The sequence below is a fragment of the Nostoc sp. DedQUE09 genome, assembly GCF_034530915.1.
Taxonomy (GTDB): domain Bacteria; phylum Cyanobacteriota; class Cyanobacteriia; order Cyanobacteriales; family Nostocaceae; genus Nostoc.
In genome coordinates this window covers 1-14,751 of the sequence record NZ_JAVRCE010000110.1, presented here as the reverse complement: position 1 = coordinate 14,751, position 14,751 = coordinate 1, and the positions used below count along the sequence as shown (strand labels likewise).

Below are 14,751 nucleotides of genomic sequence, written 5' to 3'. Positions count from 1 at the left end.
TTTGGCTGATACTGTTGACAAAATCGCGATCTGAACGAATGAAACAGCCCTGCTTGGGGGAAGGGGAAGAGTAAAAATTTTTTGTAGCATTGTCGGTATTATACTAATGTGATGTACCAAATTTTTGAGATTATGCTGAGATAAATACTGGCTAACCCTGACTTGACATTACATGCCGGATAATCTTGATGCTTTTGTGGGGTGGGCATCTTGCCCATAACCAAAGGCGGGCAAGATGCCCACCCCACAAGAGATTATTAGATATTTTTTTATTTGTAAGTCCCCAAAGCCGAGATAATTTTATAACTCTTGAACTCACAACAAATAAATTTAAAATCATATTACACCCAAAATCACGGCGCAATATATCTAGGTGATAGCCTAGAACTAATAAAATCTATTGAAAACAACAGTATTAATCTCATTCTCACCTCACCTCCATTTGCTCTTACAAGAAAAAAAGAATACGGTAACGAAACTGCGGAAAAATATATCGAGTGGTTTTTACCTTTTGCCTATGAATTTAAAAGAGTACTAGCAGAGACTGGCTCATTCGTATTAGATTTAGGCGGCGCTTACCTCCCTGGTAATCCAGTGCGGAGTATCTACCAATACGAACTTTTAGTCAGATTATGCAAAGAAGTAGGTTTCTTTCTGGCTCAAGAACTTTACCACTATAATCCGGCTCGACTGCCAACCCCTGCTGAGTGGGTGACAATCAGGCGAATTCGTGTGAAAGATTCTGTAAATACAGTTTGGTGGTTGTCTAAAACACCAAATCCTAAAGCAGATAACAGAAAAGTTTTAAAGCCCTATAGCCAAAGTATGAAACAGTTACTCAAAAATGGCTATAAAGCAAAAATACGTCCTAGTGGACATGATATTTCTGATAAATTTCAAAAAAATAACCAAGGTGCAATTCCGCCGAATTTACTAGAAATTGCTAATACTGAATCGAATAGTGCTTATTTACAACGCTGCAAAACAGCAAAAATTAGACCCCATCCAGCACGGTTTCCTCAAGGGTTCGCCGAGTTCTTCATCAAATTCTTAACTGATGAAGGTGATATGGTATTAGATCCGTTCGCAGGTTCTAATACAACTGGGTTTGTTGCTGAAACTCTGCAACGCCGATGGATATCTTTTGAAATTAATGAAAATTATGTAATGGGAAGTCGTTATCGATTTAGCCAATAACCAAATTAAGTAAAGAGTCAGGAGTGAGAAGTTAAAATTGATAACCCTTCGGCAGGCTCAGGGCATCGCTTATAACTCTTAACTCATAGCTACTCAATTAAATTTCTCCATTCACCTGCATTTGATGAACTTGATCTGCTAGCTCTTGACGGCCCCGATCATCTAGTTTATCAATAGCTAACATACCCATGAGAATAACTTCTTTCAGGGTCAAACGTGTGGAATGTGCCTGTTTTTGCACAATCTCTTTAATAATGGGACTGACACCAATTGCTGTACTAGCTCTTGCCACAGAAGAAAAGAAAACACTAATGATTCAGCCTAAATCTTAGCACTTTCAATGAGGTTATTCTCTAGAGTTAAAACTTAATTTAAGTGTGTTTCAACTCATACTTCAATGAGGAAACAGAAATTTAAAATTACGTATAGTGATTTATCAAATTTTCAGTATGGCAAACGTCATACTTGCTCACGGACGACACGTTATCGTATGATATAAATATTCTTAATAGTTAAAATTTTGCCTATTTTTCCCCAAATTTCCACTAAGTTCTCAATTGTCATATTAAAGATACGAGCTAATTTGGATATAGTAGGAAAGTCAACTGTTGTCGTTTTGTAACGACGCGCATAACTTGTAACTCTGCTGCAAATCACCCTACAAAGGTCAGAAATTTCTTTTAGTGACCAGACTTTCACTTATGCTAGTTCTCAAAGGTGTAATTTAAACTAATCACATCTTTAAGAACTGGTGCAAATGCACTGCTTAATTTTAGATGACAAAACGAAAATGTATACGTATTCCCGTAGCCTTATCGGTCTAGCCAACTCTCACGCGATCGCGACAATTAGCTGAAATCTAGAAACCTAAAATCTGCTGTTTCTTTCACATATTAGCAACATCAAAAGCAAAAACCTCTGTTCTTAGATCCTCTAAAAGAACTCACTAATCGCCAGTTTGCAAACCTAGTTATATTTGTCATAACTGAGTTAGAAAAAGCGAGTGGCTGATGAAAACAGTGCTTTCAGTAGAAGTATTCGCACAAATAAGACTTGTATACCACCGGGAAAACCCTACTTTAAAGAGATCGTAAATTGTCAAATATAATCTCATGAACACGCTTTACAGAACTATACAGCGTAAATAAGAATAATAACTTAACCGAAGTAAAATTTTCCTGAATACAGGCAATTAATGCCGTCATAAGGAAAAGCAGTGAGTAGAGGAGAGAGAAAGCGATGAGGGACCCTTATCTGTTGGCAGCAGGCTTGTTAACAGGATTAGCAATACCAGCATCGGCTCTTCCACATCTGTCAATTGTCCTGCCAGAAAGTTCTAGATTCCTGTGGGATTTAAAACAAGGTTCGCAGACAATAGTCAGTACAAAAATTATCCCCAGCGTCGATCTTTCCTTACCCGAACTCAGCTCTCAAGCGTTCCAACCCCTAAAAAGTTCGCAGCCAATAGTAAGTGAGAAAAACGTCTCTAGCGTACCAGAATTCAGCAGTCAGGGATTACCAGTATCAACAGAGTCATCACTCAACCCCAGCACCCAAGCAACTAGCCTCTTATTGACATCTGGAAATCAACTTTACTACCAAAGATTGGCAGCTCTGAAAACAGGTCAGATTTATACACGCGTAAATAGTGATAATTTACAATCATTGTGGGAGTCGATCAAGAAACGTCAACTAACTTATGACGACTGGAAAAGTTTATTAGCTTTAGAAGCTAGAGCGATCGCTCAAGGTCAAGGTGCCAATCATCTAAGTATTTTGGTTGGTGATTCTTTGAGCATGTGGTTTCCCAGAGAAAAACTGCCTACTGGTAAATTATGGCTGAATCAAGGCATATCTGGAGATACCTCTAGTGGCGTTTTAAAAAGATTGGGGGCATTTTCAGCAACACGGCCAGATGTTATTTACCTCATGGCTGGGATTAACGACCTACGAAAAGGCGCTAGTGATGAAACAATTTTGAATAATTATCGCCGGATTGTCCGGCGTTTACGCCAGACTCACTCCAAAGCTCAAATCATTGTCCAATCAATTTTGCCTACTCGTCTACCAAAAATTTCCAATAGCCGTATTCGTCACCTCAACATCCAACTAACCGTAATTGCTAAACAAGAAGGTGCTAATTATCTCAATATTTATAGCTGGTTTACGGATATGGAAGGCAATTTGCGCCCAGAGTTGACCACAGATGGGTTGCATCTGTCTCAAGAGGGATATGATGTGTGGCGAACGGCACTACAGCAGATAGAATACACACTCACTCAGCGTGAGAATTGAGCGATCGTGCCAACACTTGCTGCGATGTCTACGATGGGCTGCGCCTACGCAATTTTTAAATTTATGGAAGTTACTGATACTGATGCCATCAACATACGTTCTGTAATTGAATACCAATTGGCAGCCTTTAAAAAAGATGATGCCCAAGGCGCTTTTGCCTTTGCTAGTCCGGCGATTCAGGCGCAATTCGTAACCCCAGAAAATTTTATGCAGATGGTAAAAACAAGCTACCGAGCAGTATACCGTCCTCGTTCTGTATTTTTTGAGAAGATAACAACCATCCAGGGAAACATAACTCAACCAGTGCTGCTACTTGCTCCTGATGGAATCCCCTTGAGGGCTTTATATTTTATGGAAAAACAGCCCAATAATATCTGGAGAATTAACGGTTGCTTTCTAGTTTCTCTAGAAGGTAAATAAACCCTATATTTATAGAACTAAAATCCTATACTTTAACGCCCAAGGCTTCCCTATTTAAAACCTGATTTAACTTACCACTACGATAACCTTCTAAATCTAAGGTTACGTAGATAAATCCAAAATCTTGAAATGCCGAAACTAATGTTTGTAAATCGTTAGTTAATACAAACTCTTTGATTTGTTCTGGTGGTAATTCAATACGTGCTGTATCCCCTTCCGATCGCACGCGCAAATTCTGCCAACCTAGCTTTCGCAGATAAATTTCTCCTCTGCCAACTCGTTGCAACTTAGCGACAGTAATTTCTTCACCGTAAGGAAACCGGGAACTGAGGCAAGGTTGAGCAGGTTTATCCCACCAAGGTAAACCGAGTTGTTGCGAAAGTTGGCGAACTTCAACTTTGGTGACACCCACTTCTGCTAAAGGCGATCGCGCCCCTCTTTCTTTAGCCGCCTGAATTCCTGGGCGATAATCATGCAAATCATCAGCATTCACCCCATCCACCACATAAGGATAACCCAGTTCTAAAGCTAAAGGTTTGAGAGTGTCGTGCAACTCACTTTTGCAAAAATAACAGCGGTTAACCGGGTTAGAAGTGTAATTGGGATTTTCCATCTCGTGAGTCTGGACGATTTTATGAGGAATCCCAATTGTTGCAGCTTGAATTTTCGCGTCTTCCAATTCTTCTGGTAACAGTGAAGGAGAAACAGCAGTGACAGCCAAAGCGCGATCGCCCAACACATCATAAGCAATTTTGGCAACCAAAGTGCTATCAACGCCCCCAGAGTAGGCAATCAATGCCTGCTCCATTTCTGTAAATAAGGCTTTTAATTGCTCAAATTTTTCTGTCAGCATCATTTCCCAATCCTGCCAAAACCTTGTAGCATCCAATCATTTATATTGTAGTCATTACTTATGGCGCTTTGGGCATAAGAGGCACAGAGGAAAGACTTACTATAACCTCCCCTCCGCTCCCCTGCTCCTCTGCTCCCCTGCTCCTCTGCTCCCCTGCTCCTCATCAACCAACGTTGGTGCTTTACTGTACTTAGCCACCAGACTGGCTAAAAGTGGTAAATCAATTGGTTTAGAAATATAGTCATTTACTCCAGCCGCTAGACAGGTTTCGCGATCGCCTTTCATCGCCATTGCTGTTTGAACAATTACCGGAATCGTCCGATATTGCTGATGTTCTCGCAGTTGTTGTACCAAGTTAAGACCATTTCCATCTGCCAAACAAACATCCATTAAAATTACCGCTGGATCTAACTGTGTTAGGGCTTCCCACATCTCGTCAGCATTCTTAACCCAAGTCACTTGATATCCCAATTTTTGTAGATAAATTTGCATCAAATCAGCATTGGGTAAATCATTTTCTACCAGCAAAATTTCTACAGAGGAACTAGGTGTCAAAGGCAGAGGAAATGAGGGAAAATTTGCTTCTCCTGCTTCCTCATCTACCCTTACTCCCATCTCTTGCTTAAGAGGAAGTACAAGAGTAAAACGGGAGCCACGATCTATTTCAGATTCAACTTTCACCCAACCACCGTGAATTTGGGCGAGTTTCTGAGTCACTGCTAAACCCAAACCAGTACCTTCAATACCATCTGCTACGGCCTTGGCAATTTGGAAATATGGCTGAAACAGTTGAACTTGGTCTTCTTGGGAAATGCCAGTGCCAGTATCCCAAACTGTAAAATGCACAAATACACCTTTGGAAGCAATCTGTAAGCCAACACTTCCAATACTTGTAAACTTTAGGGCGTTGAAGAGTAAATTCAACAACATTTGCTTGAGTCGTAAGGGGTCAGCTACTAAGGTTGTAATATCAGGTTCAAGTTCTAGACACAGTTTCAAACCTTTATTAGCAGCTTTCTCTTTCACCAATGCCAGAACATTGCTACACAGTATTGGCACATCTATTGTTTCCCACTGTACTTCTAGCTGATTTGCTTCAATTTTAGAGAGATCCAAAATATCGTTAATCAGAGCTAGTAAGTGTTTACCGCTAGACTGAATAATATTTAAATACTCTTGCTGCCGTTCTTTAGTTGGTTCGTACCCTGGAGCTAAAAGCAGATGGGTAAACCCAATAATGGAACTAAGCGGTGTGCGAATTTCGTGGCTGGTATTTGCCAAAAACTGATTTTTCAGTTGATTGGTGCGCTCCAATTCTTGATTAGAGTTACTTAACTGTTGACACTGTTGCAGCCAAGACAGCATGTGTCTAAGTTGTACTAAGGCTGTACTACAGCATTTGGCAGACCTTGCCATGAATTGCGATCTAAGTTGAACTTGCGATTCTATGAGTGACTCATGATCAGAACTTAGGGATGCTGTGGCAATAATTAGCCAGCCCATAACGCTGCCAGAATCATCCGCCAACCGCCAAGCACTCGGTAGTTGCTGATTCTCAAGCTGTTGTAAATCTTCAATTTTTATGACTTCTTGCAATCTCAACAGCAGCTTTTTTTCTGCTGTCAGCACTTCTAGAAATAAAGGTGATGAATTTGGGGATGGAGAACGAGAAATATAACAAACTGTGGCAAAATTTTCTTGTGGTTGACACATAGCGATGCCTACGGCACATTCTGTAAGTGCCAGGTTACTGCTATGAATAGCACTGTTAATCTCGTTAACCACGGTTTGGAAAATTTCTGCTTGTGCTGCTTCTGACTGTGGGACAGTGTTACAAGCAGAAAGCAAGCAATCATTAAGGCGACTTTGCAACTGGTTTAAGCTGCTCTCCAGCCACAGCTGCGCGCGAAGTTGCTCAATTGTTGTCAAAAGTTTTGGCGTTGCATCTATCAGTGATTTCTGGTCTGGTAAGCTTGAATACTGCTGCATGGTCAACTAGACCGCTGAACAAGTTTAGCTACGCATAAAAATCCCAACAGGATTTTATGTATATTAGCGGACAATTCTTTTTTATTTATAAACGATAACTTATGTTGTTATAAACCATAACTTATGATGTTGAGTTTAGCAGCTAGTCCAAAAAAAATTATTGTATGAACCACTAACCTAAAATTTTTTAAACTCAACTGAAGACTTATGGATGCACAATTCGCCCAATTAATCGTGAATGGGATTGCGGTGGGGAGCATTATTGCTCTAGCCGCAGTCGGACTGACTCTTACTTATGGAATTTTACGGCTATCGAACTTTGCTCATGGTGACTTTCTCACTTTAGGAGCCTATCTAACTTGGCTGATAAACACCATTGGAGTCAATATTTGGCTGTCGATGATTCTAGCTGCGGCGGGAACGGTAGCAGCAATGCTGTTATCGGAAAAGTTACTGTGGTCAAAGATGCGCTCTATCCGTGCTACTTCAACTACGCTAATTATTATTTCTATTGGACTTGCCTTATTTCTTCGCAATGGGATTATTTTTATCTGGGGTGGCAGGAACCAAAATTATAATTTACCTGTTACTCCGGCTTTAGATATTTTGGGTTTAAAGATACCGCAAAATCAATTATTGGTATTAGGGTTGGCGGTGCTAGCAATTTTGGCGCTGCATTACCTGCTGCAAAATACCAAAATTGGTAAGGCGATGCGAGCAGTTGCCGACGATCTGGACTTAGCTAGGGTTTCAGGTATCAATGTTGATCGAGTAATTTTCTGGACTTGGGTAATTGCTGGCACTCTTACATCATTGGGCGGCAGTATGTATGGGTTAATTACAGCTGTGCGCCCGAACATGGGATGGTTCTTAATATTACCATTATTTGCCTCAGTAATACTTGGTGGAATTGGCAATCCCTACGGTGCGATCGCAGCAGCTTTTATCATTGGCATCGTCCAGGAAATCAGCACTCCTTGGCTGGGTTCCCAGTATAAACAAGGTGTAGCACTGTTAATCATGATTTTGGTGCTGCTCATTCGCCCCAAAGGTTTATTCAAAGGAACGATTTGAGCAGCACCATTCCACTTCTAATTATTCAATAATGTGGAAATACCAGGCTGCTACCAGGAAATTGATAGCTAACAAGAATATTGCCCAGCCTGTGCGATAGGCGTAGGGAGGTTTAGCTCCACTGTCGGCAACTGGTAAATCTGTAGGATTCTTCGTTGTTTTAGAGGTCATAATCCGATTCTCCTAATGTCATGACTTTTTAAGAAATACCAAACTGGCGTACCAAATACTCAAATTCTTTAAGAATATTTGTGTGAAGTTGGGAATTGGGCATTGGGCATGGGGCACAAGAGGCGGAGGGGCAGAGGAGCAGAGGAGCAGAGGGAAAAACTTACTGCAACTTCTCCCCTGCCTCCCCTGCCTTCCCTGCTCCCCTGCTCCCCTGCTCCCCTGCCTCCCCTGCTCCCTCCTCTCCAGCATGGTAGGAACTCCGAACCAGAGGCCCAGAACGAACATGGTTGAATCCCATTTCCCATGCTAATCTGCCAAGCTGATCGAATTCCTCTGGAGTCCAATATTTTTGGACTGGCAAATGTTCTAAAGAAGGACGCATATACTGCCCGATAGTCAAGCGATCGCATCCCACAGCCCTTAAATCAGCCATTGCTTCAAGGACTTCATCAAGTGTTTCTCCGTGTCCCAGCATCAAACCTGATTTGGTGGGAATTGTCGAATCGATTTCTTTAACCGTAGCCAGCACCAAGAGGGAGCGATCGTACTTGGCTCCCCGACGCACTGGGCCAGTTAGCCTTTGGACTGTCTCGATATTGTGATTGAAACAAGCTGGTTTGGCTTTGACAATCATCGCTATCCGCTGGCGTTGACCTTCTTCTCCAACACCAGCACCACCCCAAAAATCTGGGGTCAGCACTTCTATTTGAGTCTCTGGATTCAATTGGCGAATAGTCGCGATCGTCTTTACAAAGTGCCCTGCACCTTGATCGGGCAAGTCATCACGCGCTACAGAAGTCAGCACTACATAACGCAATCCCAAAAGCTGCACCGCCTGGGCGACCTTTTCAGGTTCATCTAAATCAAGAGGCATCGGTGCATGACCTTTATCTACTTGACAGAAAGCACAAGAACGTGTGCAGGTAGGTCCCATTAGTAAGAAAGTTGCAGTTTTTTGGGCATAGCACTCTCCCCGGTTGGGACAGCGACCCTCTTCGCAAATCGTGTGAATTTGGCGCTGCTTAATAATGCGTTGTACCGTAGAGATTTCACTGGCTTTGCCAATTGGGCGACGTAACCAGCTAGGCATTGCCGTAATTTCAGACTTTAGTTCGGCTTGTTGTGACGAAATCATAGACATCCAAGCAAGATGCGGATATAGATGTAGTGGTCTGTTGATTAAATATCACAATGACACAAATTTAAAAGAGCGCAAGCAAAAGTTTTGCAAAACACCTCTAATAATGTCATTTATACCGAAATATACTATCCCCCAATTGCTAGAAATTATGTATATAGTGGGAGGATTCTCAAGGACAATCGGCAAAGCCGCTATTTACACTTATAGTTTCTGTTAGAGCAAACAGTCGTGGCAAGCAACAAGATTTTAGTTATCGATGACACTACAGTTGTCAGGGTAAAAGTACGAGAAATGTTGCCTCCGGGCAATTTTGAGGTACTAGAAGCAAAAGACGGTGTGGAAGGACTAAATTTCATTCTTCAGGAAAAACTCAGCCTGATTATGCTGGATTTCCTGTTACCTAAAATGAGTGGCTGGGAGGTTTTCCAGAAAGTTCAAGCCGATCCAGAGTTAAGGAAAATTCCTTTAGTGATCATGTCTGGTCGTAAGGAAGAGGTAACTGAGAAAATCACAGAACCATTTGAATATTTTGAATTTTTGGGCAAGCCTTTTGATCAGAAGCAACTAATCGGCGCGATTAAGTTAGCTATGGCTAAGGCAAAACAGCCACGCCCAGAATTAGTCGCAGTAGGAGCGGGAGTTACCGTCAAAAATGGCACATCATCAACCTCTAGTGTCGCCAATAGTACGGTAGTAACCCCTAGCGTCGTAATTCCTAGCGTCGCAACCCCCAGTACTGGAGGAGTCTCTGAGGCAGAAATTAATGCATTGAATGAGAAAATTGTCAAAATGCAAGCAGAAATTGATGGTTTGAAGAAACAGCTAACTCAGGTTGTGACTTTTATTAAACAAAAAATTAAGTAGTATTTGTGCTCGTTATTATTATCGCAGCCAAAAATACACCATCTATACTGGTGTCCGATTAAAAGCGGATAAAAATAGTTAGTTCAAAAACACTTATGTTGACAAATCATCATTATTTAGTGAGGTACAGCTTTATCTTAGCCCGGTAAAGCTGTGTTTTATCTTACTTATTCATAAGTTCAAAGAAGGCTTGTGGTTGAGATTTTGATATGTACTTACAGTTGATGAAAAAACGTTAAAGTTCAAGATTCAGATATTTAGCAAAAATATATTAAAAGTCATATTTTTTAATACAAATTCAACCAAAAAATCTTATTTCATGATGAGGATAGTTTTCTGTTTTTGACTATCGACTGAAGCAAGTATAAATCACCCGAAAATTCCCAAATATCTCTGGCGAATCGCGCTAGAGGATACCTGATCGGTAGCGATATAACACTGCTTCGACAAACAAGCGATTGTTTTTAGCGGTGACTCCTACATAACCCTCTTGCCCAGGTAGCAGGCTTTTCCCATTGGTCATCTCGTAGTGCATATCGACGCGTCATCCTTTTCCTCTTATCTCTCTTTTTGAAACAGTTTTAATTCCAGTTTATTTAATTGATGACACGCCTTAGATTGTGAACATCACCACTTGCCATTTATCTAGAATACGAGAAGATATCATTATACCGAGCAACGAATATTAATTGTCTTCTCCTTGAGTTTTTTAAAAATCTCGTACTGTCGTAAAATATCAGGAATCTGCAATTGATCGTAAAATTCAATCAATACGACAGTAAGATCCCCTGCCGAACTCAAGTTCCGTATTCTGATACAAGTATCAATATCTGCTATAATTTCCTGTGCGCGGTTACTTGCTTCCTCTACACATCCGGCGAAGTATTCCTCAAAGCTAAAAACAAAATGATGGAATCATTTTATGCTTCCTATCTGAAGCATCCGTTGTTGTAGGTCACTTAAAGCATAGCTAAGGTGTATATCGTTGCTTGTAAATTCTGCTCCATTTAGTACTTCAAAATCTCTGGTAAAAAAGCTTGAGTGCTTCAGGTTGTTGTCCTAAATCTGACATATCACATTGGTCATCCCAAATAAACAGTCAACTGAATAAATCACTGGCAATCTTGATTTTTTCAATATCGCAGTAAGAATAAGTATCTGCTACTAGCTTAAAAAAATTTGACTTAATGAAACGTCAGGAAACTGATTGATTAGCCAGTAGGTTAAAGCGAGTTACCCATTCAAGAGCATACTCTTCTAAAACATCAACATGCCTATTGATATGGGATAAAAATGGGTAATACAAATCAGAAGAAAGTAGTTTCCTCATAAAAATGAATATATTAATTATAAGTAATAAACATTAATTACAGGAGAATAAAATAAAGAGATTCAAAAAAAGCCTATAATAGTTTTTTGAAAAAACTAAACTTACTAAAACACAACATTTTATGCAGGGCGTAAATCATATTTAAATCACTGTAGTGGTGTGTAAATCTATATAAATATTTTCAAACTTAACTAATATTGTTGGATATTTAACAAAAAATATTAACTGTAATTATCTGTAAATATATTTCTTATAAAAATTTTATAAGAAATATTCTTACATCTATAAAGATTCATGATAAATACTGTTGACTAACTGAAAGGATTAACTTGAAGCATCAATAATCTTGTTCTTATTTAGCGCTAATTTTCTAATAAAACAAGGGTAAAAATAACTAATTTCAGAGAGATCGCCTTTATAAAAGAGGATTTTAAACTTTGGTGAAAACCAAAATTGGTGATTGATGTACGTTAGTGATCGCCCCAATGCAAAGCTTTAGGCAATTTTCTAGCGTGAAAATGTTGCTGTTATCTGAGTTTTTGGGAACTATAGGGTTGTCAGACGATAAATTTGCAGTCTGTCTACCAATCAAATAGTGGGGACTTAGCTGCGATCGCAGGGCAAATAGGGAATAACTAACAATAAATAAAATTAATTTAGATATATGAATGAACAACTAGATACAAAAATGCTTTATACCCCAGATGATAGTTTAATCCTAGTGATAGATGATACTACTACTAATTTAGAAATTGTCTTTGATACATTAACTAATGTAGGCTTTAAAGTTATCACAGAAAATGATGGAGAAAGGGCACTTAAGCAGGTTGAGTTCCAACTGCCTGACTTAATTTTATTAGATGTTATGATGCCAGGAATAGATGGATTTGAAACTTGTAAAAGACTGAAAGAAAATTCAGCTACTTGTGATATACCCGTAATTTTTATGACAGCTAATTCTGATACTCACAGTAAGGTAAAGGGTCTAAACATCGGAGCAGTTGATTACATCACAAAACCCTTTCATGAAGAAGAATTATTAGCTAGAATTAAAACCCATCTTCAATTACGAAATCTCAGAAAAACTTTAGAAAAACGAGTTTTAGAAAGGACATCAGCATTATCTAGGGCATTAAAAGACCTACAAGAGTCTCAACTTCAGCTTGTACAGACAGAAAAAATGTCTGCCCTTGGTCAACTAGTAGCAGGAGTTGCTCATGAAATTAATAATCCAGTTGGTTTCATTCATGGCAATCTTGGACACGCTTCAGTATATTTCCAAGACATGATTAAGATTATTGACCTCTATCAGCAGCACTATCCTAATCCAGTTCCAGAAATTCAAGAAGAAATTGCAACGATAGATTTGAAGTATATACTTGCCGATCTACCTAATTTAATTTCCTCAATGAAAGAGGGAGTTCAGCGCATTCGCAACATTAGTACCAGCTTGAGAATCTTTTCTCGATCCGATAGCGATCGCAAAGTGTCTTGCAACATTCATGATGGCATAGACAGTACAATTATGATTCTCAAACACCGTTTAAAAGCATCCGAAGTTCGACCTGATATTCAAGTAATTAGAGATTACGATATATTGCCAGAATTAGAATGTTTTATTGGACAAATAAATCAGGTATTTATGAATTTATTAGCTAATGCTATTGATGCTTTAGAGGAGTCTAATATAGGACTTACCTATATGGATATTGAAGCAAATCCGAATCAAATTTTGATTCAAACTACTCTCACTGAAGATAAAAATTATATCTTGATTAGGATTAAAGATAATGGCGTAGGAATGTCGATTGATGTCCAACGAAAAATCTTTGACTATCTATTCACTACCAAGCCTGTGGGTCAAGGTACAGGATTAGGATTATCAATTGCGCGTCAAATTGTTGTCGAAAAACATGGAGGAACTTTAGAGGTAAATTCATCAATAGGGCAAGGTTCAGAGTTTATCATTAAACTTCCCGTTTAATTATTATAGTAAGTTAAATTTTTTAACATAATAAATCAATTTATGTTCAAGGCAGTAGTAGGTCACAGTAACGATCCAGATTCTCTAGCAGCAATTGAAGAAGTTCTTCAGCAATGTGCCAGTTCTCTTGCAGGAGATATACCAAAAGCTGGGATTATTTTTGCTGCAATTGACTTTGATCATTCTCTCATTTTGCAGCAAATCGATCGGGCTTTTCCGGGGATTGAATTGATTGGTGGAACAACAGATGGAGAAATTTCTTCAGTCTTAGAGTTTCAACAAGACTCAATCACTTTGATGTTGTTTTGCTCAAATGAAGTTGAAATTTATGCAGGAGTTGGACGCAAAGTTTCAGACGATCCAATTACTGCAACTAAACAAGCTGTGGAGCAAGCTAAAGCAAAAAGTACTGCACCTCCAAAGCTATGCTTAACTCATCCAGAGAGCCTCACAACTAATGGTGTCTCTATATTAAATGGCTTAAAGCTAGCTCTTGGTCAATATATGCCAATATTCGGTGGTTTGGCAGGCGATCAATCAAGATATCAAAGTACGTATCAATTTTTCCAAACAGAAGTAATAAGTGATTCTGTACCAATTCTGCTTTTTTCCGGCACAATATTGTTTTCTCACGCTGTTGCAAGTGGTTGGCATCCTATTGGTCAAACAAGCAAAGTGACTAAGGTAGATAAAAACATAGTCTATGAAATAGATGGTAAACCAGCTTTAGATTTTTATCATCATTATTTAGGTTTGCTTCCACCTTCAATGGAATATCCACTAGCAGTGTTTGATGAGAATGAAGAAAATTTTTATATAAGAGCACCTATTGCTTACAATCAAGAATCTAGTAGCATAACCTTTTTTGGAGATATTCCCGAGCAAGCAATTATTCAAATTTCCGAAGCAGGTTATGAAGATATTTTGGCAGCTTCCAAGGCATCATTTATGAATGCCTTAGATAATTATCCTGGTACAGAACCAAGCGCTGTTTTATTTTTTTCATGTGTAGCTCGTCGGCAAATACTTGGTACTAGGGCACAAGAAGAGTATCAAAATACAAAACTTTGTCTGGCTGACTATTTACCTGCCTGTGGCTTTTATTCTTATGGAGAAATTGCTCCTATAGATGGAATTAGCCAGACGCAATTCCACAATGAAACTTTTGTAACTTTAATTTTGGGAAATCAGTAAAAATTAATGGAAATATTAGATTATCAACAAGAAATTAAGGAATTAAAAAAAGCCAATCGAATTATCCAAAAGAAATTAGAGCGTTCTGAATCAGACCGGAGAAAACTTGAAGAAACAAATCGAAAAAAAGAATCTTTGCTCAGAAGAGTAATTGATGAACTAAAGGAATATCAAAATAAGTTAGAACTGGAGTTTAGACTAAAAGCGATATGAGAGAACGTAAATCAAATAGAATTACA

The 14,751-nt window shown here is 39.1% G+C and carries 13 protein-coding genes and 2 pseudogenes; 8 read left to right on the top strand and 7 right to left on the bottom strand.

The window, feature by feature from the left end:
- Nucleotides 1-309: 309 nt before the first annotated feature.
- The gene (locus tag RMY27_RS34505; RefSeq protein WP_322669298.1) at nucleotides 310-1,197 is read left to right on the top strand and encodes a site-specific DNA-methyltransferase; all 888 of its coding nucleotides are present in this window, start codon (nucleotides 310-312) and stop codon (nucleotides 1,195-1,197) included.
- A gap of 97 nt (nucleotides 1,198-1,294) precedes the next feature.
- On the opposite strand, the gene RMY27_RS34500 is transcribed toward RMY27_RS34505, so the two are convergent.
- The gene (locus RMY27_RS34500) at nucleotides 1,295-1,489 is read right to left on the bottom strand and encodes a hypothetical protein (protein WP_292740248.1); all 195 of its coding nucleotides are present in this window, start codon (nucleotides 1,487-1,489) and stop codon (nucleotides 1,295-1,297) included.
- Nucleotides 1,490-2,436: 947 nt separating this feature from the next.
- On the opposite strand from RMY27_RS34500, the gene RMY27_RS34495 reads away from it, so the two are divergent.
- Together RMY27_RS34495 and RMY27_RS34490 are read left to right on the top strand one after the other, a co-directional pair.
- Nucleotides 2,437-3,492 carry an SGNH/GDSL hydrolase family protein gene (locus RMY27_RS34495; protein ID WP_322669297.1) on the top strand — a complete coding sequence of 352 codons (1,056 nt, stop codon included), beginning with the start codon at nucleotides 2,437-2,439 and terminating at the stop codon, nucleotides 3,490-3,492.
- A gap of 63 nt (nucleotides 3,493-3,555) precedes the next feature.
- Entirely contained in the window at nucleotides 3,556-3,912 is a 357-nt protein-coding gene (locus RMY27_RS34490) for a DUF4864 domain-containing protein (RefSeq protein WP_322669301.1), read from the top strand.
- Nucleotides 3,913-3,937: 25 nt separating this feature from the next.
- Here the strand turns inward: RMY27_RS34490 and larE are convergent, their stop codons facing one another.
- Complete coding sequence (gene larE, locus RMY27_RS34485; protein ID WP_322669300.1) at nucleotides 3,938-4,765, bottom strand: ATP-dependent sacrificial sulfur transferase LarE; 828 nt, start codon at nucleotides 4,763-4,765, stop codon at nucleotides 3,938-3,940.
- A 99-nt stretch (nucleotides 4,766-4,864) separates the two neighbouring features.
- Nucleotides 4,865-6,754: a hybrid histidine kinase/response regulator HrmK gene (hrmK, locus tag RMY27_RS34480; RefSeq protein ID WP_322669296.1), complete on the bottom strand. Its 1,890-nt coding sequence runs from the start codon at nucleotides 6,752-6,754 to the stop codon at nucleotides 4,865-4,867.
- A 207-nt stretch (nucleotides 6,755-6,961) separates the two neighbouring features.
- Here hrmK and RMY27_RS34475 point away from each other — a divergent pair, with 207 nt between their 5' ends.
- The gene (locus tag RMY27_RS34475; protein WP_322669295.1) at nucleotides 6,962-7,828 is read left to right on the top strand and encodes a branched-chain amino acid ABC transporter permease; all 867 of its coding nucleotides are present in this window, start codon (nucleotides 6,962-6,964) and stop codon (nucleotides 7,826-7,828) included.
- Between the two features lie 21 nt (nucleotides 7,829-7,849).
- Here the strand turns inward: RMY27_RS34475 and RMY27_RS34470 are convergent, their stop codons facing one another.
- Together RMY27_RS34470 and lipA are read right to left on the bottom strand one after the other, a co-directional pair.
- Entirely contained in the window at nucleotides 7,850-7,999 is a 150-nt protein-coding gene (locus RMY27_RS34470) for a photosystem I protein PsaX (protein WP_322669294.1), read from the bottom strand.
- A 160-nt stretch (nucleotides 8,000-8,159) separates the two neighbouring features.
- Nucleotides 8,160-9,134 (bottom strand): lipoyl synthase, encoded by a 975-nt coding sequence (gene lipA / locus RMY27_RS34465; protein ID WP_322669299.1) that lies wholly within the window; start codon nucleotides 9,132-9,134, stop codon nucleotides 8,160-8,162.
- Nucleotides 9,135-9,368: 234 nt separating this feature from the next.
- Between lipA and RMY27_RS34460 the strand changes: the two genes are divergently transcribed.
- Nucleotides 9,369-10,004, top strand: a complete 636-nt coding sequence (locus RMY27_RS34460; RefSeq protein WP_322669293.1) for a response regulator — start codon at nucleotides 9,369-9,371, stop codon at nucleotides 10,002-10,004.
- A gap of 409 nt (nucleotides 10,005-10,413) precedes the next feature.
- On the opposite strand, the pseudogene RMY27_RS34455 reads toward RMY27_RS34460, so the two are convergent.
- Nucleotides 10,414-10,552: pseudogene (locus RMY27_RS34455) on the bottom strand (IS5/IS1182 family transposase); the annotation flags it as partial.
- A 118-nt stretch (nucleotides 10,553-10,670) separates the two neighbouring features.
- Nucleotides 10,671-10,904 (bottom strand): annotated as a pseudogene (locus tag RMY27_RS35705) (terpene synthase family protein); the annotation flags it as partial.
- A gap of 1,094 nt (nucleotides 10,905-11,998) precedes the next feature.
- Here RMY27_RS35705 and RMY27_RS34450 point away from each other — a divergent pair.
- From RMY27_RS34450 to RMY27_RS34440, 3 genes are read left to right on the top strand one after another with little or no spacing between them, the layout of a single operon-like run.
- On the top strand, nucleotides 11,999-13,318 hold the full coding sequence (locus RMY27_RS34450; protein WP_322669292.1) for a response regulator: 1,320 nt from the start codon (nucleotides 11,999-12,001) through the stop codon (nucleotides 13,316-13,318).
- A 42-nt stretch (nucleotides 13,319-13,360) separates the two neighbouring features.
- On the top strand, nucleotides 13,361-14,512 hold the full coding sequence (locus RMY27_RS34445; RefSeq protein WP_322669291.1) for an FIST signal transduction protein: 1,152 nt from the start codon (nucleotides 13,361-13,363) through the stop codon (nucleotides 14,510-14,512).
- Nucleotides 14,513-14,518: 6 nt separating this feature from the next.
- Nucleotides 14,519-14,725, top strand: coding sequence for a hypothetical protein (locus tag RMY27_RS34440; protein WP_322669290.1), 207 nt, complete (start codon nucleotides 14,519-14,521; stop codon nucleotides 14,723-14,725).
- Nucleotides 14,726-14,751: the final 26 nt, after the last annotated feature.

Excerpts from the sequence above, each read along its gene's own strand:
- RMY27_RS34470 (WP_322669294.1), bottom strand. The coding sequence starts at position 7,999 with ATGACCTCTAAAACAACGAAGAATCCTACAGATTTACCAGTTGCCGAC.
- RMY27_RS34450 (WP_322669292.1), top strand. The coding sequence starts at position 11,999 with ATGAATGAACAACTAGATACAAAAATGCTTTATACCCCAGATGATAGT.
- hrmK (WP_322669296.1), bottom strand. The coding sequence starts at position 6,754 with ATGCAGCAGTATTCAAGCTTACCAGACCAGAAATCACTGATAGATGCA.
- RMY27_RS34495 (WP_322669297.1), top strand. The coding sequence starts at position 2,437 with ATGAGGGACCCTTATCTGTTGGCAGCAGGCTTGTTAACAGGATTAGCA.
- RMY27_RS34490 (WP_322669301.1), top strand. The coding sequence starts at position 3,556 with ATGGAAGTTACTGATACTGATGCCATCAACATACGTTCTGTAATTGAA.
- RMY27_RS34440 (WP_322669290.1), top strand. The coding sequence starts at position 14,519 with ATGGAAATATTAGATTATCAACAAGAAATTAAGGAATTAAAAAAAGCC.
- lipA (WP_322669299.1), bottom strand. The coding sequence starts at position 9,134 with ATGATTTCGTCACAACAAGCCGAACTAAAGTCTGAAATTACGGCAATG.
- RMY27_RS34475 (WP_322669295.1), top strand. The coding sequence starts at position 6,962 with ATGGATGCACAATTCGCCCAATTAATCGTGAATGGGATTGCGGTGGGG.
- larE (WP_322669300.1), bottom strand. The coding sequence starts at position 4,765 with ATGCTGACAGAAAAATTTGAGCAATTAAAAGCCTTATTTACAGAAATG.
- RMY27_RS34445 (WP_322669291.1), top strand. The coding sequence starts at position 13,361 with ATGTTCAAGGCAGTAGTAGGTCACAGTAACGATCCAGATTCTCTAGCA.